Origin of the sequence: Tianxiuia mixotrophica, assembly GCF_050596425.1 — a bacterium.
GTDB lineage: Bacteria > Bacillota > Clostridia > Peptostreptococcales > Acidaminobacteraceae.
Window position 1 is genome coordinate 3,348,944 of the sequence record NZ_CP192292.1, and the last position, 22,302, is coordinate 3,371,245.

The window sequence follows — 22,302 nt, forward strand, 5'->3', positions numbered from 1 at the left end:
ATGTCATTGCCACCTTTCTTAGGTTGGAATATCAGGCAAATGTTTACCCCACTGTGCATTCAGATTCTTTCTCGATCCATATTTTAATGTCATCACGGATATTCTCAAAAGTATCATCAAGGGGGAAACGGAAACCTTCACAGCCACCTTGACAGGGTTCATTTCTTAGCTTTCGATCACAACCATACCCCCTATCAATTCTTTCCTGAATGGGCATAGACAATGTCTTTATAAGATCTTGGTACTTGTCGGTCTTTTTACTCCTAACCACTAGGCCATACCCGTGTTTTGCAGATATTGAGACTTCCCAAATTCTTTTCTTATAGACATCACGCTCAGATAATGGCTTTTTACTTCTACCAGTGAAAGCATAGGCAAAATGTACATCAAAAGTTGATGTGTTTTTCACACAAGTCAGTCCCATATCAAGGCATGTCTTGTGAAGGTTTACCAGCATGGTCTGAGTCTCATTTGAAATAGTATTCAGATAGTCTTTAAGCATATTCTCGTAGTTCAGATCACTTGCACATATAAGCCGATAATCACAGGACAAAATGTTGTCATGATTGAAATCGTTCTTGTATCGTTTTTCCCTGAGTTCGATATCTGCTATGGCCATGACCTTAAGACCCAACATCAAATGGGGGGACTCAGTATAAGATACATGGATGGTTTTGGTATCTTCTAGGCTTATTTTTTTATTCTTAATGACATGGCCTTCTATGACAAGGCCCAGTGATTCCAAAAATGCTATACAGTCTGTGAGCAATCGCACAGAGTTTTTTGCACTCTTTTTTCGTCCGTTTTTATCTGTAAAGACTGTAAAAGATGGTAGCTTTGTCACTTTCATGGTCTTATGATCATCAGAAAGCTCTCCAAAATAGCCAATATCTGATAAAAGATCAGCTAGGGCATATAAGAATGGATAGTCTGTCTCACTTTTAGGTTTGTTTTTCAATTTGAAATACGTGTGACCATGAGCGGCAAGTGCCACGAAAAAGGTATGTAAAAAATCTCTGTAAGCTAGCACACCCTTCCATATTTCATCATCACTGGCTATGGCCTTAAATAGTGGCACGATGTTATGTGATTTATTAATCCTTGGTGGCAGGAGTTTATTTAAAAACTCTGCTATTTCTCTTATACTCATTTGGGTCACTGGACCATGTTCTGAACTCATACCTTCACACCTTTCTTGGTTTTTAATGTCTTTTGCACACTTCGTATTATTCACTCATTTACAAATACTTCATTAAAACACTCAGATCAACATAGGCCCTTACAGATCTTCCGGTATCACCCGCTTTAATATATCAATATTAAGTATGGGCACTTTATAGAACTGACACCTAAAGTATGTGGAATCACTGGCAATAACATTCCCATGCGTATTTTCTTGGTCAGAATACTTCATAGCTGTTATACAGACAATGGTTTCATCATTTTTGTAATCGCCTAAGATAGACAAGCGTGGCTTATCATACCCCTTTTGAATATGTAGGTCCATCAACCGTTTCAAGCCTGGTCCGTATTTGCTCACATCGACCCTCTGAGATGGGGCAGTGACCAATATGTCTTTAAATGCATTCTTAATCTGATAAGGTCTGTCATAATGCCAAATACTCATTAAGATAAGCAAAATGAGTAAGGGGATCATATAAAATTTCTTCATTTTATCACCATCAACTTATATTTTTTCAAAACTTATTAATACAAACCCTAGCCCTAATAATGTTCTATAAAATTCAGAAGATTTCGAACAAGATGGATGTAAGTATACTGCGGTTCATAATGCTGCCATGTACATAAGATTAGATACATGAAAATAGTCATACTTATATAATTATAAATGGCTCTTTCCAAGTGATTTTTTTACATCATTCGGCAAATATTGAAGGGCTATTCTGCTTTCTGGGTTTTTATCAAATAAGTATAGTGTTAGTAAAAATACATACTCAAGTGGCTTCATCAATAAATAGGTCATATCTGCTTTATATTGATTCGTGATCAAATCTGATAAGGGATAACCATACCTGTCATAAAAACACCTGATACTCTTATGCATCATGGGATAACGTTCTTGAATAAGCTCTTCAAAGGCATTGGCCACCATCAGTTGACGATTTACTACAATTCGATTTCCCTTTCTAATCCCATACCGGAGGGGCTTGACAATTTTTTTATGCCCCCGCAAGGATACAGTGCACAAGTAGTGTGCATCCACTTCAACAGGTGGCGGTGATATTTGCTGGGACAAGGTCCAGTCGCTTGTTTGTGTAAAGGCTTGAATTAGGCTGTCTGGTTTCTGTCCAAAAAGTACAAGTAGAGCTGTCAGCAGACCATAGAGGGGAAACAACAATATAAGTGCACTCCGAAAGTATTTATCGCTTTTTATTAAAATTTGATTGATGGTTGCTAAAACAGGATTTTTATAGACCCTATCCCTATAGGAAAAATCAGACGTGATATCTCTGATGAGCAGGCCTGATAATATCAAAAAATTAGCCGGTAACAAGGACAGAAGTAAAGCCGCTGAAAATATAGTGAAGCGCCCTTCTCCATCTATAAAAATATGATTTGACAGCTGGATTATAAAAATGAGATTTAATAGATTAGACAGGATTAATAGACTTATAGAAACAGCAACAAGGATTGGCGATAGTGCCTTATGTTTAAAGCGGAGTAAGAGATAAGCTAAATAGCCCAATGTAAAATAGAGCATGACACTTAACATATGCTCAGAACCTATTGGTGTATGCAGGTGAAACAGATCCACAGAAATTTGTATGGGATCATTATACTCTCTAAACTCACATAGTCCCCAAAATGCAATACTGAAAAGAACTCCAAGAACAATTGTTGCAACGTCCAGATATTTTCTTCTTGTATAGTCATAAAGGCGATTTGACCTTGTAAATGATTCAATGAGTGTGCCTAGATTTATAATTGATAGTAAGGCCGGAATGCCCAGTAGAACCAGTGCATATATTATAATCATAATTACCTCAGTCTCTGTCCTTTGTAAAACACGAAAACATAATTATTTCACAGCCGACCTCATAGGTCGTGAGAGTCGTTACTATTTTCTTAAACATGCTCATCGAGAGGGTCTTCACCATAGTCATTAGAACCATGTGTCCCATCCTTAAGCAATATGACCCATCCGAATATAATGCCCACTATAGGGATTAAAATAATAAAAAACCAAGCCCCTGACCACCCAATATCATGGAGTCTTTTTATTGCAGCACATATCAGTAGATACATGGCTAACAAGCCCAGTATTGCAGAAATGTATGATAGGGATGAATCCAAGTTCCTATTAATCAATAAATATGTCAATTGGATTGATGTGATTGTGATGAAGTATGGCCACCGATTCATTCGACCATTCCATGATAACAGTTGACTCATTACGAATCTCCTTCTACTTGATGATGCCCAGTTTTTAAAATGTCTCTCATATATAAATATATAATTATATTGAATTTATACTATATTTTAACATCTTCATATAGAAAAAGCATCTCCTAAAGCCTATTCTAGGGATTAAGTCCCCGTTGAATCCATGTCAATATTTTTGAAAAACTCATAATAGGTTTTAACATGATCTAGCTCAGTCCATGCTTTTATCTCAACTGGTTGACTGTCCAAATCGTAAATTTTTGCCCCTCCAATAGATAAGAGTATTGGAGAATGTGTGGCCATTATTATTTGACAGCCAAAATACCTTGCCGATTCTTCTATAAAGTTTTTCAGTTTTATTTGCATTTTAGGAGACAGGCTGTTTTCAGGCTCATCTAATACAAAAATTGCATTTTCCGTCACTTTCTCTTGAAAGTACTTAAAGGCATTCTCTCCATTGGAATTTGTTCTAATATTAGATATTAAATTATCCCTTACATATTTTGATTGGGTTTTACCCTTTGCCTGATTCACCTGCTTTAAGCGGTCATAATCTTTAAGTGATCTCATTTGAAATTTTGAATATTTTGCTTCTAAATACTCTTCAAACATTTCCGATCGCTTTAGGTCAATGCCCATATTCATATGTCTTATATTTAGGGCATAATCAAAGACGTCATCACTGGTCACCACAGAACTTTCCTGAGGTATGTCATCTTCAAGCCGGTAATGACAAAGTTCCAGATAGTCTTCAAAAAAACTAGAACGATTAAAAACCGACTCTCTCTTTAACTTTAGCTTTTCAGATATGACATTTAACGCTGTGGATTTCCCTGAACCATTCCCACCATAGAGTATTGTAATGGGTTCAAAATCTAACTCTAGTTTTTCGTGGTATGCAAAAACTTGAAATGGATAAAAACTCGTATAGCATTTTCTTTTAATTTCCATAAAGAACATGAACTCTTCATCTTTACTTGGGAAGGTGAATTTTTCAAGATAAATCATAATATACTCCATTTAAAATATCGTTATTCTTCTTTATTTAAGTATAAACTATTTTATACTGGAAAAAATTACAGATTAGTATAACTTCTATAGCATAGCGTCTCCTCATCATTCTGGATATAATAAAAACGCCCTATAGATTCAAACTTTAGGACGTTCCTATGTTTTCATAAAACAAATTTTATAACGATTGATTTTCCTTGAGTTTTAATGGAAAGTACCTCTGCATTTGCTTGTAGCCCAGGCCCTTTTCAATATCCTTATAGGATGGGTCCCGACCATCTTCGTATAAATAAGGCATATTGAACATCACATCCCGACTTTGGTCGATTTCAAAATTAGTGTTTTCAATCCACCGGCGAACCTTGCCTTCTACCTTATTTATACTTTCGTTGTCTTCATCTATACTCACAGCCATGGCATAAATGCCCCCAGGAAAATCAATAGGTTCAAATGGAGTGACCTCTTGTGCACAGACATTGTCTTTTAATGCGCAAATCCATTCAGCCTTATCTCCCCTTGAAATAAGAAAATCAAAACAATCAAATATAACAGGATCATAAAGATGGCAGTGCTGCCACAACTGGTACATGTACCCCCCATCACTGAACATATCATCCCATGACTGTTCTTTTGTTGTCACAGCCTTGAAACTTGGAATTTTAACAACCAATATGTCAGGAATTTTTTTGTCGAGTTCATCTGTTACTTTAATCAATCGATTAATTTTTGACGTTTTACCACCATAATCAGCACTTGTTAGCTGAATTTCGAGTTCCTTGGCCTTATTATAGAGAAGTTTAATATCTGAGTTATTTGCGAAATTAACTGACTCTATTTCATGAATAAAATCTAGTACAATATCTTTTAGTTCATGAAGTAGGGCCACTTCATCATCAATGTTTTCTACTTTCTTGCCCAAAACATCCAAAACAACTTCAGTGTCAGATGTTGCAAACACACGCTGAATGTCTTTAATACTGATGTTTAGTTTACGTAGAATGAGAATTTGTTCAAGTCGCCTTACAGCGTTCTCATCGTAGAGTCTATATGCATAGTCATCACTTCTTGTACTCGACAAAAGCCCCTTGCTTTCATAATATCTCAGCGTTCGAGCAGTCACATCATACTTGCTGGCTACATCTTTAATCTTGACTAAATCATTCATTAAAGTTCCCCTCCTATTTCCTCGCCGTCATGATACTTATAATATAAACTATTCCCTAAAGGAAGAGTCAATAGGACTTTTATAATTTGCTCCACATTTCCTAAGGTCCATATATCTGTACAGGTTACTGCTTATTGTATTTATAGACCTTGAGTGCTTTTGATTTGCCTTTCAATTCTACAGAGTCATAATATGCAAAGTCAGACATATAAGCAGTTGATAATCGTTCATAAACGTCTTGAGAAATCAACAGGTCTTGATCTATTTTCTTTGTTAATGCTTCTAAGCGAGAGGCTGTATTCACGACATCGCCTATGACTGTAAACTCTTTTCGGTTTTCCCCTCCAACATTTCCTAGAACCACTTTGCCAGAGTGAATACCAATTCCAATCTTTTCAAAGCTCACTAAGGCGTTCTCGTGAAGCTCTTGATTCAGCATCTCTAGTGATTTCAGTATTTCCTTAGAACACTCAACAGCTCTACTTTCAGGATTCTCCAAACCATTCAAGCCGAATACGATCATAACCGCATCTCCTATAAACTTGTTGATAACCCCTCCATGCTTGTATGATGTCTTTTCCCATAAAGTAAAATAACGATTCAGGGATTTTATAAGTTTCGATGATTCAGCTTTCTCAGACACTGTCGTAAAATTTCTAATATCACAAAATAATATGCATAGTTCTCTTTTTTCATTGTAGACCCCATCATTTTCGATGAGCGTGTCCCGGATCGAGGTGTCCACATATTTTCCAAATAAATCATGTATTTTATCTTTAAGTCTGATGACCTTAACTTGGCTCATCCCCAACCCGACTCCCAAAACAAGACCAGCCACTGTAATATAAATATGGGCTCGGTCAGACAAAAAATTGATTGTTTCCTTGCCAATATTCTTGACCGATAAGGCACTTGAGTATTCATCGGCCACTTGAGTGCTTAAACTCGCCTGACCTAGTTTAATATCAAAATACATATATATGAAAATAAATATAACAACGTTCATAAAAACAGTTGTAAATTCAAGAGCCAATCTAATTTTCCCCTTACTCTTTATTTTAAGCGCACTGAGAAGACCCACCATAAGGGAAAATGTCCAAAAGAAAAAATGGCCAATGTTTAATATAAAATCACTAAATTCATGTATTTCAAATACAGTGTAAATAAATGGACATATTAAACTCCCCATAAACCTTACACTCGCACGCTCTCCAAATTTATATAAAATATAGGTCTGGGAAATCAAGGCCAGTATAAGGTACACATGGGCATTATACTCAAAATACTTTATTCCAGAGTTGCTAAAGTTCATAATAATATAAAACAGGGCATACTGGCCTGAGTATAACAAGAGTTCATTAATAAACGCACTCAGTTTCTTTCTCATAAAAAACCTCCCACTCTTGTGTATTTATACCCACTTAATTTGTAATCTCTTATAGATGTATCCTTCATTGAAATTATTTAAACCAGGACACCATTCTTTCTGCCTTTGCTATTCATCAAGAAGCATTTCCAAGTTTTTTATTCTCAATTAATGCATTATTTAATTGATACATTGCTTTATTGATAAAGTGAAGTCTTTAATTTAAAGTATGTTTCGCATGTAAAGATAGATTTTATCTGACACCTCTTATATTATTTCATTCCAAACTGTTTCTTAGCCTGTTTTTTCTCTTTCTTTACATAGTCTCGAAAGGAAGTTTCGAGGTCACTTTTTTGAATAATCTCATCATATTTTCTCAACATTTCGGTTTTATATGCTTGACTATAGACATCCCTGTCGTATGGAAAAATGTACTCACTTAGTGTTTTAGGGTCACTATATGAATAATAGTTGACCTTGAATAGGGTCTCGCTATCTTCTATAAAAATTTTGTTAATATAAGAAAGAATTGCATCCGATACCGATCCATCAGGTATGTCTTTGAGTTGAATAAGACTTTGATAATCTGATTTAGTTAGTGACCGACCTTCCAGCAAGGCGTTTATTGTTATATCTGGACTTTCATTTAAATACTCATAGTAGTTATTCACGCTATCCTGATCCTTTAGAATCAACAGATATAAAGCTAGAAGTTTTTCTCTTTGATCTTGTGTCCAGTTTTCTTTAATATATATGTCTTTAAAATCTTTCAAATATGATCCATATCGTATCAGATCACTTTCATGACTGACATTTGAATCATCCTTCTTGCTTGTGACTGTATCAGTCTCGCCTTTATATGTTACTGTGTTTTGAACCTTATCTTCTTTCTGCTTTTCTTCATTACTTTTTTCTTTTTGAGAATTATCTTCCTCCAGTTTTTCTCGCGCATTCAAAGCATTAAGTAACGATTCAACCAGCATTAACTCCTTTTGTTGTTCTTCAAAGAGTATTATATAATTGTTCAGTTCATTGATTTTCACCACGATGCCAACAAGCAATATGCATATAACAGCGATTAGCCATGTATTCAGTTTTTTCTTCATTATGCATCTTTCCCTTCATTCATTTAACCATCCAGAATTAAGCCTGTTTTTACACTTAAAAGGCTAACATATTATCCCATCCACTATATATAACTTATTCTATATTTTAACATTTGAGGTGTAAAAAAACACACCCTTTTATTGTGCTCAGGGACATTGTTGTAATTGATATGGAGAAATTATCCTTTTCAACGAAAACTGTCAGTATTTATACTTTATACAAAAAAAAATAAAGAGTTGATCATAGATATGATCAACTCTTTTCATTTTTATTTAATTACTTAGATGTAATATTCTCTGCTTGAGGACCTTTTGGACCTTCAGCAAGAGTAAATGTTACAGCTTCACCTTCGTCAAGTGACTTGTAACCATCTTTGTTAATTTGTGAGAAATGTGCAAATACATCTTTGCCATCTTCACCAGTAATAAAACCAAAACCCTTGTCTGCATTAAACCACTTTACTGTTCCGTTCATCATAATTTGTTTCCTCCAAAATTTTATTGTCCTCAGATTCGCGTAAAATTCATTTAAGAACGATATTGCTCCAATTAGATAAAATTTTAGAAATGATATAATAACGAATAATTCGACATCAGGTCATTAAAAATACTTTATTTAAATGTTTTTCGCTTCTCACTTAAGGTACTAAAACATCATAACACATACACTTTAATATTGCAAGCGAAATTACATAATTACTTTCCAACTTTATATTGGACCTATATTCGTTGCGCATATTTTGCCATAAATTTTACTCAAGTTTTTGATTTTTAATGTTGGATTAACCACACCACATTTTTCAACGATTTCCTCAAGTATTTTAAATTCACTTCTTTTGATAACCACTTCTATCTTGTAACGGTTATCACCATTTAAGCCCTTAGATAAAAAACTATTCACTGTATATCCCTCGTTGCATAGCATTTCCTTTACTTTAAGCATCTTGCGTTTGTTTTTCAAAAACATATCAACTTCGAGAATACCAAGAGCTAATCTTTCTTCCACTTTGTTTCCAATGAAAACGCCAACTGTCCTACCGCAAGCATATGCTATTGTATAGTGCAAGCCGGTGGAGCTTGTTACTTTTGTTACGACAGTTGCAAATATCATGGCATCAACAAATACAACTAGATATACCGGATTCATGATTTTTTTAGATACCAATATGGTTTTCAATGTTGCCAAAATATTCGTGAATGATGTGATTAAAAAAAGTCCTGCCAATGAGATAATAATATTTTCTGTAATAAAATACGTCCTTTCAAAATTGTTTCAATAGATTATTGTCTTGTATAGGTACTACTATAAATCAGTGTCTGATTTTGGAATAAACTATGAAAACAAGAAAGGCATCGATTCCTGAGATGATAGCATAAAAGAATAGTAATAATAAATTAGATATGTAACATAGATAAAATAAGATATATTTCAATTCATTTCCAGTGTTTTTGTAGCATTCGTTTATCTTACCATATTTCAAATGCTTTAACAAGAACTTTATTTCACATCCTATGAGCAATAGTTTTCAATAAACATTTGCTTATTATCACCAATTTATATTCTCCACTCGCCTCTGTATGCATTGCAAAACCTGTTAGATGTTTCATGATTTTTCAAGAGACTTTCAAATTGTCCTAGTAGAATGCGATTCCCACTGTTTCCTAGGATGTATCTATTTAGTATTCTTATTCCTGCGCCTTTGATTTACAGATCCCAAAAAGGGTTCGTACATCATAACTTTATACATTTTGCTAGGCTCACCATAAATGGAAAAGCCGTGGCTATATGGGTATTTATAAGATTCTAAAACCATTTATCAATATTGGAGCCTATATACTGTATAAATACTGTTGTACATATGCTTATTACAGCCACCCCTATTATCGCCTTTAATACTGTTTTTCTCTTGTCTTTGTCAGAAATATTCTTACTCGAAGTATATATAATAATACCACTTGAAAAGCATATAATATATGACCACTCATTGATACCAGTGTATTTGGATACTATGGACGATGCAAAATAAACTGCAAAACCAAGGAATATCCCTTTAAATAAATCCATAATTGTCTCCTTGTAAATTTTCATTTCTAATCGTTTGTACAAAGTGTCTAAGCCACCACACAAGTTTCACGCTACAAGCATTTTATAGATTCTATAACTTCTTCAAGGCTTTTTATACATATATTCGTAGCACTCTCTTTACTATGTTTATGGGTCAAGTGAACCGTTTTCATGCCCAAAGCCTTGGCGGGTAATATATCAGCCTGATAACTATCACCAATCATAATAGCCTCATGTGGAGCACAATCAAAACAAGTTAACATTTCTTCAAACAGTCTTTTGTCCGGCTTTCTAATCTGCCGGCTATAACTAAAGATAAATTTATCTACGTACTTATACAGCCCTTTTATTTTGAATACTTCTTCATAGAATGCATCGAATAGAATACAATTTGAAATGACACCAATCTTCATAGTCTTTCCTATTGATTTTAGGGCATCAAGGCCACCTTTATTGATAATGACTTCATCCATATAGGGCTTGTAAAAGGCTCTCATTAAGGCCTTACAATTTACAATATGGTTCTCACAACCGATTTTTTGCATAAACCGATTGACATAGATACAAACATCAAGCTCTATTAATTGTTGGCGTTTATAAAAGTCAGAATACCAAACATCTATGAGCTCTGACTTAATCGTTTTAGAAGACACATTCACCGAGTGATTCTCTTTAAGATATTCTTTTATATTCTTACAACCAATCATATCTTTCTCTTCATCCGAATGTTTGCCTGCATGAAAATCTAGCAAGGTGTTTCCCATATCAAATACCACTAATTTATATTCCAAGTTAGCCTCCATAATGTGTCTGTTATTTTCGATTTCATCTACCAATTTTCTTTCTGTTCCTGATCTATGCTTGTGCTTTAAAACTCTAATTGATAGGCACCCAGTGTTTAGCCCACTATGTAACACTCCGCTTATAGCACCATGAGTCTGTGCTATAACAGGTTTACATATTCTGGATGACGATATAATGTTCAACTTCATTTTCCTGCTCAAACCAAGCTGGTAATGATCTGTCGTCAAATTGATTCATCTCATTTTCTAATAAATCATGACTTCATTTACATCCGCTTAAAACAGCAAATATATTGTCATATTTCCATAGTTTATAATTTGAACTCGACTTATTATAAAACTTACAAGTTTTCCTCTTACTCAATAATTATCACTTCACCATCTTTTATAGCCTTAAATAATGTCTTGTTTTTGATTAAGAATTCTATCGCTGAATTGGTATCTAAATCTTTGAATAGTTCTGACTGATAATGAGGCACTATTACATAGTTTAATATTCCCAGTCCATCCCACCTTATAGATTCAGTCTCGCCATATGGTTTTATGTTTGGTTCGTCTGTTAAGTGAATGCCTTCCAAAGTTGGTCCTAAAATACTTGCACCTGCACTAAACCCTCCATATATGAATCTATTTTCTGATGAATTTCTTTCATATATAACTTTTTCCAGGCCACTACGTCTTATGGCTTCTAATAGAATGAAGTTATTCCCGCCAGTGCACCAAATAATATCATAGTGCCTCATCTTTTTCCTTAGCTCTGATTGTTTATTAAAATAGTCGAGTAGATCAATAGATTCCACATGTAGGCCCAGTTCTTCTAAATCCTTCTTGTCATGAGCTTCTACAATTGAACGTGTTTCTAAATCAGACATGTAATCCATGGCATTTGAAATAAAAGCGACTCTTTTATTTGTCAGCTTTGACATTTCAACAAGTTTATCTACCCTATTTCCTGTTCTGAAAGATGATAAATAATATTTCATTTTATTCCTCCAAGATTAATTTTGTTTAATACTGAACCATCACTGCTTTCTTGCTAAATGCAGATCTGCTGTATCTAGTATTTCGATTATATCGTCGTGCTCCCTTATAGCATTTCTTATGTCATTGTAAAATGGATTTTTCAAGCTTTCACTCAATGCCATATGGTCTGAATATGTGCATAGAAGGTCTACATATTCTTCGCCAGTCAAGGCTCGACTGCTTTGATAAATTTTTGTTCGTATATCTTCAAATCCATAACGTTCAAGTTCCAAGTCCACTTGCAAATACATTTCTTCTTTGCTTTGACTAACTCTTTGTGAATCAAGCTCACCAAGATGTTTCTTATACAATAATTGTATTTCGTCCTTTAAGTCCATATTGGAATCGCTTATTGTCGGTCTATTCCAAAAGAGTGCTATAGCCCCTTCTTTTTTCAACAAATCGTATGACTTCTTGTAACCTATTTTCTTTGGTATCCAATGAAATGCTGTCGCTGAATAAATTAAATCATATCCTTCTTTATCCGACTGAAAGTCTTCAAAAGATGTGGTTCTGACTGCAAATTTTGCATAATCTGAATATTTCCTTATAGTATACTCAGCAAGATTCTTGCCTATTTCAATGGCTTCTAATCTACATTTTTTTCTTATAAAAGGCTTTGTTGCAATACCTGTGCCACAGCCGATTTCTAAGACATCGCTATTGCTATTCACACCGCTATAATCAAAAATATCTTCAAATAATGCTTCACTATACCTAGCCCGATGCTTGTCGTACTGTTCTGCTATTTCATTAAACAAATGCTTTTTCTCCATTGTTCAGCACTCTCCCCACTTTATATATTCTTTTCTATATTTTAACATTTGTTGATCAATAAAACACGCCACATTATATATAATTTAGGGACGTGTTTGGAAATGATCTATAATAAAAAGTTAGCAGCCGTTTTCCGTGTCATAACCACTATAGTAACGCAGTGCCATTGTCAAAGAAATTTTATTTCTCATTCGTTAATCTACCAACCCACTTTTTATCTAACTTAATTAGTCTATTCTTCTTCAAGTTTGATCTCACAATCCATACGATGTGTTTGTTCTCATACCTAAGATACTTTTCAAACTCTAATTTCATACTATCTGGATTAGCTTCAATTGCTATGCTCCAGCAATATCCCAAAGCTTTGCGCAGTGCTTTTTGACCTTCACTCAATTGTCCATTCCAATTTAATACTTCTTTCATTAGTTGCTCTAGTATAATTGCAGTTTCTCTATATATTATTTCTATAGTTTGCAGTTTTGGTATACAAAGTCCAGCTATCATAGCTCTTTGGTGCAAATGTGTTTTATTCAACCAAGACTTTATCACTTCCAAAGATTTATATTCGTTTAAAATGAGCATAGATTGGATTCCCATAGCGACCGATTCCCTGACTCTCCAGCTATAGCTTTGAGCATACTCTTCTAGGAAATCAAAAACACCACAAACATCGTCTTTATTCACTTTGCAATAACCTACCACTCCGCACATAATTGCAAATTCTTCTGGAGTATTGTTCAGATCATGATTTTTTACAGCCAAGCAATCTAAGACAATTTTCTCTGTTGCACATTTTTCAAAATCATAGAGAAGCTCTAAGTTTGCACGTCTTCCTGGTAACTTCGAGTTCTCTAATAAATACTTAAGAGTATATTCCATACGATCCACCTTTTCTTCATTTCATTATTTAAGTATCAATTATCATATAGATTTTGATATATTATCACTTCTTTATACTCTCTAACTCGGCTGCTGATTTTATATAAAATTGTCATGGTTCATGTTGTTCTACCTAGACATTTCACACCTCAAACTTATACCAAACTAAACATAGTGAGTATCCCTTTTTCCAGAAATACACACATTTTTCTCACAAATGTGCTTTTTTAATGTCGTGCTAAAAGCATGTCTTCGCTCAACTGGCCAGAATGACGACAATTAGCGAACTTATATAGTATCATTTATTTAACTTTGTTCCAGAAACATGTTTACTCAACCTTTTGGCTTAGTCAATCACCGGTTGGACACTTTGGCAATTCATATACTTCATATCTGAGTTAAACACATACATTATGATTAACGAGCGACTTCAACTACCACGCCAGAGAAACCATCTGAACTACTTTTCACTTTCTGACCATTCAAGTTATCAAGAATTTTTTCTTAAACACTACAACTTAAGTAATCGTTTTGCATTTGATGAAAATATATTTTGTCTCTCTATGTCACTACTCGTTGCTCTCAAAACAGAGACAATTGGAAACGCATGATTAAATGCTGGATAATCAGTTCCATATAAAATGCGCTCACTCCCTAAATGCCTAATGAATTTCTCAATATTTGCTGGCGGTTGTGTACTAATATCTAAATTGGTTTGAGGATATTTTTTCATCAACTCAATTAATTCATCTGACTGATATAGCCCACCATGCGCGAAAATCAGATTAAGGTCTGGAATGACATTTAAGAGTGTTTCAAACCGCTTAATAACTTGCGATTCTACTGTGTGTTGTAGATTCTTTGGCAATCTATATACATCCTTATATGGTAAGGCTCGTCCACTACACGATATAATTGGTAAACCTGTCTCGTGTAGTAACTTCATTAACTCAATCGTTTTTTCTGAATCAATATTTTCATTTATAACATGAGGTGCAATTTTCCAACCTCGAACGCCATAACTTAAATTCTTTTCTATTTTCTCTTCAATATTTTTATCATGTGGATGTATGCACCCAAAACTCACAAAATCACTATACTGGGATATGACTGACTTCATTTCTTGACTACAATCACAATCTGGTGTATTCAATTGCAGCACCACCGCTTTTGATATATTATTCAGTTTCATATCTCTTAACATTCGTTTAGGAGTAGACAATGTAATCGCTGAATAAAAACCACCTATTCCCGAAAGTTCATATGCAGTCTTGATTAATCCAAGCGCTGATTTCTCATGAGGATAGCTTGTAAAAAGAACATGACTGAAATTAAAACATTTGATGCTTATAGGATAACAAGATAGATCGAAAAACGATTTATTCATATCCTCATGTTCTTTTCTCATTAGCCTCGGAACGAAACCTTTCGCTCCGTTGTATAGATGACAATGAAAGTCTATGATTTCGTATGATTCTACGAGTGATTTTTTAACTGCAAAATCTCCGAACTCTGTTAAGTATAGCTCAGGAAAATCATTCAGTAATTCAGATTTGCTATTATACATTTTCATGCCCCTAACTAACTGGTGTTTTTATGGCAATATAACGTTACTGGAGTACACCTTCATTCACCTTCTATTGCAACACCTACAAAACGCCCGCTTTATCTTGAAATCACTAATACTTTTCCTCTGTTTTACTTAGCTGAGATAATTTATAAACAAGAATAATCCCAAATGTATATGAATAAATGTCTGACCAGAGAAAACCTTGCCCTAACACTAACTTTCCAAGCAATGTACTTCTTATTCCTATAATCCAATCCGCTTTATACAGTTGGGAAAACTCTATTAAATATGTTAATAAGAGTGCGAAAACTGCCACAATAAGGCTTTTTTTCCTGAACAAAATTAGTTCTATTATAAAGTACATCATTACTGCATATAAAATATCCCCTACAAAAACTGGAATCCATTCTATTTGTCTACTTAACAGACCTACCATTATAGTCATTGCAATTTTCACCAAAATTTTTGCTTTCTTTGATAACACCACAACACCTGATTTCTATTAATAACCGATTATTAATAATCCTTTATATCCCCATCATATGTTCAGATATTCTTTCAACTCACACTTGAAAACAACTCAATATTCATTGCTAAACTACAATGGTTTCCTATGTAAAATTAAATGATGGAATGATGCTACCGCTCTATATTCCTCGATTTCACAAACTCTCATTTCCATTTTCAACATTTTATCCTGCCAGTCAGGATCAGTGTGTATCTCTTGCTCTTGCTGCAATGCCCAAAATGTTCTAATCCCATAAATTTTTGATACTTTAAATTTTCTCGACCATTCCAATAACTCTTGATCGGTATAGTAGTTTATTGTCCCATATTTCCGTGCTACACTTGGTTTTCCATCAAGTAATTCGTCTGCATGTTCAAAATCATTTAGAAGCGTCACCATTTGCATAACCCGACCAATCCGGTTATGTTTGATGATAGAAAGGAGTCCATCTTTTTTTAGAATTCTTTCAAACTCAGCCAAAATATCTGATCGATCTTCTGTATATCCAAGAACAAAGTGGCAAAAAATCACGTCATATGACTTGCTTTCAATTTTTTTTAGCGCTTCAAGCCCCCCTTTAATTTGCCTGTACTCGTTTTCACACACGCGATTAGATATAGCAACTTCGGAAGGCTCAATTGCTGTAACTTTGTTCATTTGTGAAAAATGATTCGCTGTGTATCCTTCACCGCTGCCATAATCTAGTATTTTTTTATTCTTAATAAACTTTAGCTGATCCCATATCATTCTCTTTTGCAGTGATTCCCAAGTGGGCATATTCGTATTTTTCATTTATCCCCCAGTTTTCTATATTGTTGGATCAAATTGATTTCGTTCATCAACTTTTTTCTTGATATGAACCGCCACGCACACCCTGGCGAGCTTCGAAATTTCCTCGTGCTATATGACGGTTTAATAGGTTTTCTCTTCCATTAACAAACGACCTTCAAAATTTTCCGAAGAACTACGGCCTGTATGCTTATTCATCTTTGATCCATCTACATAAATGTAAGAAAGATCATAGCTCAATTTTATTGTTGTCCAGTAACGAAAAACCTCATCATCATTAGGCACTCTCTTAACATCAAATGTATACATATCTAAAGGCTCAGATTGCTTTTTCCTTATTCTCCACACATTTGATTTATAATATGTATTTTCCGTCATGATAGACTTTATCTGAAAAAACTTTACTCCGATAACGATATGTTCTTTTAGTTCAAGCTCTAAGTTTCCTTGCGATTCTCCTAAGTCATACAGTTTCGTCACTTCAAAACTTCTATAGCTTAGAAACAACATTATAATAATTGCAACCATCAATACCACTTGCTTACTGGTCCTTGTTTTCATATTTACCAACTCTCAATAAGTCTCTAATTTTAAGGCCTATATAACTGATATATAATGTCTGAACAGTTTATGTGCCTTCGTCTAAAGATATAAGGTTAAAGATATAAGATTTTGTCTTCATATATGAAAACCTAACTTTACTACTCTATTCGTTTTCAACACTCACACTTAAATACACTTGCTTAGATTCAGGATCTCTTCCAATTCCAACTTTTACGATATAATTCTCTAGTGGGTATGTTGAGTTGTACGTTACAACATTTTCAGATTTATCCCATATTCTAATTTCGCTAAATTGATTTTCTAAGTATTTCAACTCAGCCAGATTTTCTCGGTCGACTGTTGATATTGATTGGTCATTTTCTAGTATGAAGGCTTTCTCCCAGTAGTAATTACCATTACTGTGTTCTCCGCTTTCTTCAAATGAAGAAACTCCAAATAGATCAATATTCATATTTTTGATTGAACTCAGGATGGATTTGCGATCTCCTAAGTCTTCTAGCTCTAACTCGATTTTTAATAGGAGTGGAATATCATTAGAATTGCTATCCTTAAGCACTAGATACTTTAAAATCTTTTCCTCGTCACTCAAAATAAATGGAATATGCTCGTCCACACTTATTAGATTATCTTTAACAACTGCTATACTTTTATCTGGTTCTATATGTAGCAACTCAGTCAATTTCAAGTAGTTGTCTCGACTGATTTCATGCTTTATTAGTTGTTCTGATTCACTGACTAGTGAAACCAGTAAATAAGATTCACCAAGTGAAATACTAAAATTTCTATGTCCACCAGCATAACCTAATTTAAAATCGACTACGTAGTCATAATTATTCTCTGTGCTAATTGATTCACTGACGGTCGTATTCAAACACTGAAAACCAATAAGTTCATATATTGCCTCGTAGTCATGAGATTCTTTAATTGCAATGTCAACATCCCCATCAACTTGACTACTTGCTTCATGAACTGCAACGTCAGTAATAAAATAGCTATTAGGAAAATTATAGATGTCTGCGAATATTTCTTGTTCTAAGTTTATATCTAATTCATCATAAGGACTCTGAAGTGAATCTTCTTTCGGTGTGTCGGCATCATAAGATGTTATTAATGCATATGAAGCAGTGAGTGTCACAATAATAATTATCATCACCAATTTTATATTTTTCATTGATGCACCTCCTTATATAACTATTTAGTTATAGTCAAAACTCAGACAGTTTGCATGTACTCTTGAAATACGGCAAGCTTCACCACAATCATTTATTTAGAAACATTCGTAAACGAATTCAATGCAGTGAAAATAGAGGGACACCGCTGTGTTATGTAGTGTCTTTTACGTATATGAAATTATCCATGTCATATCATCTTAACCATGATAAGACATGGATTCTCAACACCCCACACTTCATAATTTTCCTCTAAGCTATAAAACCCGATTGATATGTAGAACGCTCTTGTTTTTTCGTAGTGTTCACAGTTTGCTGATGGTCCAAGCGTTTTTACTTGAAGAAGTTTTATACCTTTCTCTTTCAACGCTTTTTCAACAGTCCCAACCAAGTCTCTCCCAATTCCATGACCTTGATATTCTTTTAAAACTCCCATTGAAAGAATTTCCGCTGAATCACTATTATGTGACTTCACACTAATATAGCCGTTTACATTACCATCTGATTCAGATATATAACATGTCGTTTTTTTAGCTTCCTCAATATATTTTTTAATGCCTTCTTCTAGTTCAAACCATTCAGGTAGTGATCTTAGTATCTTCTCTATGTAGTTTACTTTGAGCTCATTACTCAACTCTTCTGATATTCTATACATTGTCTCATTCCTTCTTAGTAAACGATTTCACCTAACATACCCATAGTCCATGGTCGTTAACCTTCTATTGCAATGCATTCAGCTATATAACAGTAATTATATTTGGAACATTTCAAGACCTCAGTTTCCACAGGCCGAATGGCGGGACACCGCTGTGTTTTGTAGCATTTTATACGGCACTCAATCTACAACAATCAATTTTTCATTTTCAATTCGCAATTTTCCTATAACTCTTTTGTTCTCTTCTCTTCCATTCATTTCATTTCCATAGACAAGAACTTCTGTACTTGCCACATTTGATGCAATGCTGATATCCCAATTTTCCACATTATTCTCTAGTTTATATTCTTGATTTGATGTTGAATCATATACGAGCAGTAAACTTCGTACAAATCCTGACCCAAAGTTTGAACTCATACATATTTCATAATCGCCATCTTTATCTAAATCTGCTGCGATTACATCTATAATGTCTTGACCCCATAAAAACTTTTCAACCACTCCGTTTTTTAATACTATAATTCCATCTAACCAAGCATAATCAATTGTCACTCTATACACCTGGTGATTGTTACTTTCCCAAATAGCCAAATTGGTAATTTCCTTCACCTCGATCTCGCTGGTAAAATTACCTTTAACACCGGCTTCCTTCTCCAAATAATCTGATATAATTATTTTTGCCTTATCTATAGTTACACCATTATTAGGTGTGTATTTGCTTTTAGTGAACTCACCACGGTCAACGACTAACTCCAATACTCTTTTGTCATTACTTGTACAGCCATTTATGAAAATGATACTGATAAATAGGACCAAAACGAACACTCTTCTATTGATATTTCTCATCTTTTAACCCCTAGCATCCTCAAAAGTATATATTTTACACAAACCAGTATAGAAAGTTACATAACGTCCGGACAGTTCCTAGCGCGTCTACGGCGACTCTTTTGCACGCGCACTATTAACTATTCTATCTTTTTTAACCATTTCCTTCCAATGCACCACATAAAAAACACCCTCGTAAAAAGGGTGACCGGTTTTAGTGCTGGGAACCACTCTTTTATATGGTGGACAATGACGGCCTTTTTCTTGCATACTCTATTACTCATGCCGCTTTGGGACTCCATTTTATCACCCTTGTTTATGATAAAATTCTAGCTTGCAAGCACATTTAACGTCTCACTGGTCAAGAAAAATATGATCGCATATTCTTATTAGATCGTGACATTCTACTTCAAATATTCTGTATAACATCTATTTCATGTAATGAATTACATTTTGATAACCTGTATCTTATTAGATTGCATAACCGTGCATTTAGTGATATAAACTTTGATGCCATCCTTTAAATTTAAGGAAAATCGGTTATTGACATATTCTAATGCACATGCCTATAACCGATTTAATTATTCATTTCTACACTATCACGTTTCCGCGGTTCAAGATGAATACTCTCCCTTTAAGATTCCAAAATGTCTTATAAACATTTTCTATGGCACATTCAAAACTAGTAAACACAATGCGTATGTTGGAAATAGACCTGTAATGAGACACTTTTTACATTTTCATACTCACTGACTATTCTTTTAGGAATTCTCTAAGTCCAGATTTGTATAATTTAACAGACTCATGATAATCCATAAGCTTGCCTTCTTCTTTAACAAAATTACCATAGCCTATGGAGTCACCCTTTAGCCGAGGGAATAGTTGAAAGTGCAGATGATTTCTTTTTCCATCGCAGATTGTACACATATAAACTTTTTCTGCACCAAGAATTTTCTTATGTAGTTTTATGATCTCATTTGAAACTTTCAATATGTAAGTCCCCAATTCAAGAGGCATTTCAGATATGTCTTCATAATGCTCTCTCGTAACAATTATAGTCTGACCATTTACACGTGGATACTTCTCGAATTGACACCTTATTAATTCATCCTCATAGAAAATCAGCCCATCATCAGGAAAGATATCACCAGATTCAAAATTATAGCAGCCAAAACAAATGCCCTTTTCTTGCAGCTCCTTTATTTTTTCAAACCTCTGATTAACTAACTCTTTCTCATTTTCCGTCAAAGCTTTTATGTACATATTCACACTCCTCTTAGTTAATCAAAGCATCTATTTTTTCAACACAATCTTAGTCAAAATTATCTTTATAACGTTCCCGCGGTTCATGAACGTTCGCCTTCTACTGCATGACTTTGACCTACACGGCCGTTTACTTCGGAACATTTAAAAGAAACGTCAACACCAGGCAAATGGCACAATATCGCTGTGTTATATGATGGCAATTATAGTTCCAAACATTAAGGACCTAATCCCCCAAACTAATCCAACTACTTATAAAATCCTCTGTACTCTTCTGGTAGTAATTCTGCGATCCTCGACATGATAAATTTTATAGCATAACTCTCGTATTCTTTTCGCTTCTGGTCTTTTGCTCTTTCTGGCAACTCAAACTGTTTTCCAATCCGGATGTATACATCTGCATAATCGAACGCCTCAGAACTCATGTCCCCATCTTTATTAATAGGCAATAGTTTCTCTGTTCCATACAATCCAATAGGTATGATTGGTGCGCCTGTCGATTTTGCTATAAGCAATATTCCTTTTTTTGCTTCAATTAAGCTACCCACTCTACTTCTCGTACCTTCAGGGAAAATAAGTAAGCTTTCGCCTTTCTTAACAAGCTTAATTATTTTCTTAAGACCTTCCCGATCAGCGGTATTAGGTTTAATATTAGTGGTCTTAATAATATTACTTCCTATACTTGTTACATCGTTATTAGACAGCTTAACACCAGCCACAAAAGTTGGATCGATGACCTTGAGGGCCTTTTCTAAAACTAGTCCATCTGAATTACTTAAATGATTACACACAAATATACTTGGCGTTTCGATTAATTCTAAGTTCTCCCTTCCAGCAATGTCAATTTTGGCATATTTATTAATGTATTTATCCACAACTTTTCTAGATATGTATGTAACTAATCTATCCGGCAAACAATTTATCAACCTTGCTGAGGTTGCTGATATCATATGATGACTCCTCCTGATGAACACTTGAATTACCTCTCCATTTTCAAATGATCTATTGAATAATATGTAATTTTATAATTTTCTACTATGCGCTTCGATAATAATGTCTTTCCAGTACAACTGGCGCCGCTTATCAGTATGACCATGCCCTACTCCTATTTTTCATTGCTATTCATTAAGTTTCTAATAGATTATACTGTGGAATTGTTTTTATGTAAGGTTTCCACGGCTCACGATAGTTTGCCCAGCCATTGCAACGTATTCAACGTCGTATAAACATTTCGCCACGAAACCCAAATAAGATAAATAACCACAGGGCTAGTGGTGGGACAACGATGTGTTACATCACAATTTGAATTGTCTATATACAATTTCATTCTTCAAAATTAAATATTTTCTTGCTTTTACA

General features: G+C 34.4%; 24 protein-coding genes. All 24 read right to left on the bottom strand.

Annotated features, from left to right (window positions below):
- Positions 1–43: 43 nt before the first annotated feature.
- The gene (locus ACQ4KW_RS14805; protein ID WP_430883263.1) at positions 44–1,180 is read right to left on the bottom strand and encodes a hypothetical protein; all 1,137 of its coding nucleotides are present in this window, start codon (positions 1,178–1,180) and stop codon (positions 44–46) included.
- A gap of 99 nt (positions 1,181–1,279) precedes the next feature.
- The gene (locus ACQ4KW_RS14810) at positions 1,280–1,672 is read right to left on the bottom strand and encodes a hypothetical protein (RefSeq protein ID WP_430883264.1); all 393 of its coding nucleotides are present in this window, start codon (positions 1,670–1,672) and stop codon (positions 1,280–1,282) included.
- A 171-nt stretch (positions 1,673–1,843) separates the two neighbouring features.
- On the bottom strand, positions 1,844–2,998 hold the full coding sequence (locus ACQ4KW_RS14815) for a DUF6688 domain-containing protein (protein ID WP_430883265.1): 1,155 nt from the start codon (positions 2,996–2,998) through the stop codon (positions 1,844–1,846).
- A gap of 89 nt (positions 2,999–3,087) precedes the next feature.
- On the bottom strand, positions 3,088–3,414 hold the full coding sequence (locus tag ACQ4KW_RS14820) for a DUF805 domain-containing protein (RefSeq protein ID WP_430883266.1): 327 nt from the start codon (positions 3,412–3,414) through the stop codon (positions 3,088–3,090).
- A 135-nt stretch (positions 3,415–3,549) separates the two neighbouring features.
- On the bottom strand, positions 3,550–4,413 hold the full coding sequence (locus tag ACQ4KW_RS14825; RefSeq protein WP_430883267.1) for an AAA family ATPase: 864 nt from the start codon (positions 4,411–4,413) through the stop codon (positions 3,550–3,552).
- A 181-nt stretch (positions 4,414–4,594) separates the two neighbouring features.
- Complete coding sequence (locus ACQ4KW_RS14830; protein ID WP_430883268.1) at positions 4,595–5,581, bottom strand: MerR family transcriptional regulator; 987 nt, start codon at positions 5,579–5,581, stop codon at positions 4,595–4,597.
- A gap of 124 nt (positions 5,582–5,705) precedes the next feature.
- On the bottom strand, positions 5,706–6,968 hold the full coding sequence (locus ACQ4KW_RS14835; protein ID WP_430883269.1) for an adenylate/guanylate cyclase domain-containing protein: 1,263 nt from the start codon (positions 6,966–6,968) through the stop codon (positions 5,706–5,708).
- A 251-nt stretch (positions 6,969–7,219) separates the two neighbouring features.
- Positions 7,220–8,053: a hypothetical protein gene (locus ACQ4KW_RS14840; protein ID WP_430883270.1), complete on the bottom strand. Its 834-nt coding sequence runs from the start codon at positions 8,051–8,053 to the stop codon at positions 7,220–7,222.
- Between the two features lie 277 nt (positions 8,054–8,330).
- Positions 8,331–8,528 carry a cold shock domain-containing protein gene (locus ACQ4KW_RS14845; protein ID WP_430886582.1) on the bottom strand — a complete coding sequence of 66 codons (198 nt, stop codon included), beginning with the start codon at positions 8,526–8,528 and terminating at the stop codon, positions 8,331–8,333.
- 234 nt (positions 8,529–8,762) lie between these two features.
- On the bottom strand, positions 8,763–9,239 hold the full coding sequence (locus tag ACQ4KW_RS14850; RefSeq protein ID WP_430883271.1) for a DUF5698 domain-containing protein: 477 nt from the start codon (positions 9,237–9,239) through the stop codon (positions 8,763–8,765).
- Between the two features lie 618 nt (positions 9,240–9,857).
- Complete coding sequence (locus ACQ4KW_RS14855) at positions 9,858–10,118, bottom strand: hypothetical protein (protein WP_430883272.1); 261 nt, start codon at positions 10,116–10,118, stop codon at positions 9,858–9,860.
- Between the two features lie 71 nt (positions 10,119–10,189).
- Entirely contained in the window at positions 10,190–10,909 is a 720-nt protein-coding gene (locus ACQ4KW_RS14860) for an HAD family hydrolase (RefSeq protein ID WP_430883273.1), read from the bottom strand.
- A 368-nt stretch (positions 10,910–11,277) separates the two neighbouring features.
- Positions 11,278–11,904 (bottom strand): Type 1 glutamine amidotransferase-like domain-containing protein, encoded by a 627-nt coding sequence (locus ACQ4KW_RS14865; protein ID WP_430883274.1) that lies wholly within the window; start codon positions 11,902–11,904, stop codon positions 11,278–11,280.
- A 39-nt stretch (positions 11,905–11,943) separates the two neighbouring features.
- Entirely contained in the window at positions 11,944–12,720 is a 777-nt protein-coding gene (locus ACQ4KW_RS14870) for a class I SAM-dependent methyltransferase (RefSeq protein WP_430883275.1), read from the bottom strand.
- Positions 12,721–12,901: 181 nt separating this feature from the next.
- Positions 12,902–13,600 carry a hypothetical protein gene (locus tag ACQ4KW_RS14875; protein WP_430883276.1) on the bottom strand — a complete coding sequence of 233 codons (699 nt, stop codon included), beginning with the start codon at positions 13,598–13,600 and terminating at the stop codon, positions 12,902–12,904.
- 511 nt (positions 13,601–14,111) lie between these two features.
- Complete coding sequence (locus tag ACQ4KW_RS14880; RefSeq protein ID WP_430883277.1) at positions 14,112–15,167, bottom strand: amidohydrolase family protein; 1,056 nt, start codon at positions 15,165–15,167, stop codon at positions 14,112–14,114.
- Positions 15,168–15,279: 112 nt separating this feature from the next.
- Positions 15,280–15,654: a DUF2809 domain-containing protein gene (locus tag ACQ4KW_RS14885; protein ID WP_430883278.1), complete on the bottom strand. Its 375-nt coding sequence runs from the start codon at positions 15,652–15,654 to the stop codon at positions 15,280–15,282.
- A gap of 114 nt (positions 15,655–15,768) precedes the next feature.
- A complete protein-coding gene (locus ACQ4KW_RS14890; RefSeq protein ID WP_430883279.1) occupies positions 15,769–16,470 on the bottom strand; it encodes a class I SAM-dependent methyltransferase in 702 nt (233 codons plus the stop codon).
- A gap of 120 nt (positions 16,471–16,590) precedes the next feature.
- A complete protein-coding gene (locus tag ACQ4KW_RS14895; RefSeq protein WP_430883280.1) occupies positions 16,591–17,028 on the bottom strand; it encodes a hypothetical protein in 438 nt (145 codons plus the stop codon).
- Positions 17,029–17,173: 145 nt separating this feature from the next.
- Entirely contained in the window at positions 17,174–18,202 is a 1,029-nt protein-coding gene (locus tag ACQ4KW_RS14900; RefSeq protein WP_430883281.1) for a hypothetical protein, read from the bottom strand.
- A gap of 188 nt (positions 18,203–18,390) precedes the next feature.
- On the bottom strand, positions 18,391–18,855 hold the full coding sequence (locus ACQ4KW_RS14905) for a GNAT family N-acetyltransferase (RefSeq protein WP_430883282.1): 465 nt from the start codon (positions 18,853–18,855) through the stop codon (positions 18,391–18,393).
- Between the two features lie 180 nt (positions 18,856–19,035).
- Positions 19,036–19,701 carry a hypothetical protein gene (locus tag ACQ4KW_RS14910; protein WP_430883283.1) on the bottom strand — a complete coding sequence of 222 codons (666 nt, stop codon included), beginning with the start codon at positions 19,699–19,701 and terminating at the stop codon, positions 19,036–19,038.
- 732 nt (positions 19,702–20,433) lie between these two features.
- Entirely contained in the window at positions 20,434–20,943 is a 510-nt protein-coding gene (locus ACQ4KW_RS14915; protein ID WP_430883284.1) for an HIT family protein, read from the bottom strand.
- A gap of 248 nt (positions 20,944–21,191) precedes the next feature.
- On the bottom strand, positions 21,192–21,893 hold the full coding sequence (locus ACQ4KW_RS14920) for a lysophospholipid acyltransferase family protein (protein WP_430883285.1): 702 nt from the start codon (positions 21,891–21,893) through the stop codon (positions 21,192–21,194).
- Positions 21,894–22,302: the final 409 nt, after the last annotated feature.

Excerpts from the sequence above, each read along its gene's own strand:
- ACQ4KW_RS14840 (WP_430883270.1), bottom strand. The coding sequence starts at position 8,053 with ATGAAGAAAAAACTGAATACATGGCTAATCGCTGTTATATGCATATTG.
- ACQ4KW_RS14900 (WP_430883281.1), bottom strand. The coding sequence starts at position 18,202 with ATGAAAAATATAAAATTGGTGATGATAATTATTATTGTGACACTCACT.
- ACQ4KW_RS14880 (WP_430883277.1), bottom strand. The coding sequence starts at position 15,167 with ATGTATAATAGCAAATCTGAATTACTGAATGATTTTCCTGAGCTATAC.
- ACQ4KW_RS14825 (WP_430883267.1), bottom strand. The coding sequence starts at position 4,413 with ATGATTTATCTTGAAAAATTCACCTTCCCAAGTAAAGATGAAGAGTTC.
- ACQ4KW_RS14875 (WP_430883276.1), bottom strand. The coding sequence starts at position 13,600 with ATGGAATATACTCTTAAGTATTTATTAGAGAACTCGAAGTTACCAGGA.
- ACQ4KW_RS14830 (WP_430883268.1), bottom strand. The coding sequence starts at position 5,581 with ATGAATGATTTAGTCAAGATTAAAGATGTAGCCAGCAAGTATGATGTG.
- ACQ4KW_RS14910 (WP_430883283.1), bottom strand. The coding sequence starts at position 19,701 with ATGAGAAATATCAATAGAAGAGTGTTCGTTTTGGTCCTATTTATCAGT.
- ACQ4KW_RS14845 (WP_430886582.1), bottom strand. The coding sequence starts at position 8,528 with ATGAACGGAACAGTAAAGTGGTTTAATGCAGACAAGGGTTTTGGTTTT.
- ACQ4KW_RS14810 (WP_430883264.1), bottom strand. The coding sequence starts at position 1,672 with ATGAAGAAATTTTATATGATCCCCTTACTCATTTTGCTTATCTTAATG.
- ACQ4KW_RS14805 (WP_430883263.1), bottom strand. The coding sequence starts at position 1,180 with ATGAGTTCAGAACATGGTCCAGTGACCCAAATGAGTATAAGAGAAATA.
- ACQ4KW_RS14870 (WP_430883275.1), bottom strand. The coding sequence starts at position 12,720 with ATGGAGAAAAAGCATTTGTTTAATGAAATAGCAGAACAGTACGACAAG.
- ACQ4KW_RS14915 (WP_430883284.1), bottom strand. The coding sequence starts at position 20,943 with ATGTACATAAAAGCTTTGACGGAAAATGAGAAAGAGTTAGTTAATCAG.
- ACQ4KW_RS14920 (WP_430883285.1), bottom strand. The coding sequence starts at position 21,893 with ATGATATCAGCAACCTCAGCAAGGTTGATAAATTGTTTGCCGGATAGA.
- ACQ4KW_RS14865 (WP_430883274.1), bottom strand. The coding sequence starts at position 11,904 with ATGAAATATTATTTATCATCTTTCAGAACAGGAAATAGGGTAGATAAA.
- ACQ4KW_RS14895 (WP_430883280.1), bottom strand. The coding sequence starts at position 17,028 with ATGAAAACAAGGACCAGTAAGCAAGTGGTATTGATGGTTGCAATTATT.
- ACQ4KW_RS14890 (WP_430883279.1), bottom strand. The coding sequence starts at position 16,470 with ATGAAAAATACGAATATGCCCACTTGGGAATCACTGCAAAAGAGAATG.
- ACQ4KW_RS14835 (WP_430883269.1), bottom strand. The coding sequence starts at position 6,968 with ATGAGAAAGAAACTGAGTGCGTTTATTAATGAACTCTTGTTATACTCA.
- ACQ4KW_RS14855 (WP_430883272.1), bottom strand. The coding sequence starts at position 10,118 with ATGGATTTATTTAAAGGGATATTCCTTGGTTTTGCAGTTTATTTTGCA.
- ACQ4KW_RS14905 (WP_430883282.1), bottom strand. The coding sequence starts at position 18,855 with ATGTATAGAATATCAGAAGAGTTGAGTAATGAGCTCAAAGTAAACTAC.
- ACQ4KW_RS14820 (WP_430883266.1), bottom strand. The coding sequence starts at position 3,414 with ATGAGTCAACTGTTATCATGGAATGGTCGAATGAATCGGTGGCCATAC.
- ACQ4KW_RS14815 (WP_430883265.1), bottom strand. The coding sequence starts at position 2,998 with ATGATTATAATATATGCACTGGTTCTACTGGGCATTCCGGCCTTACTA.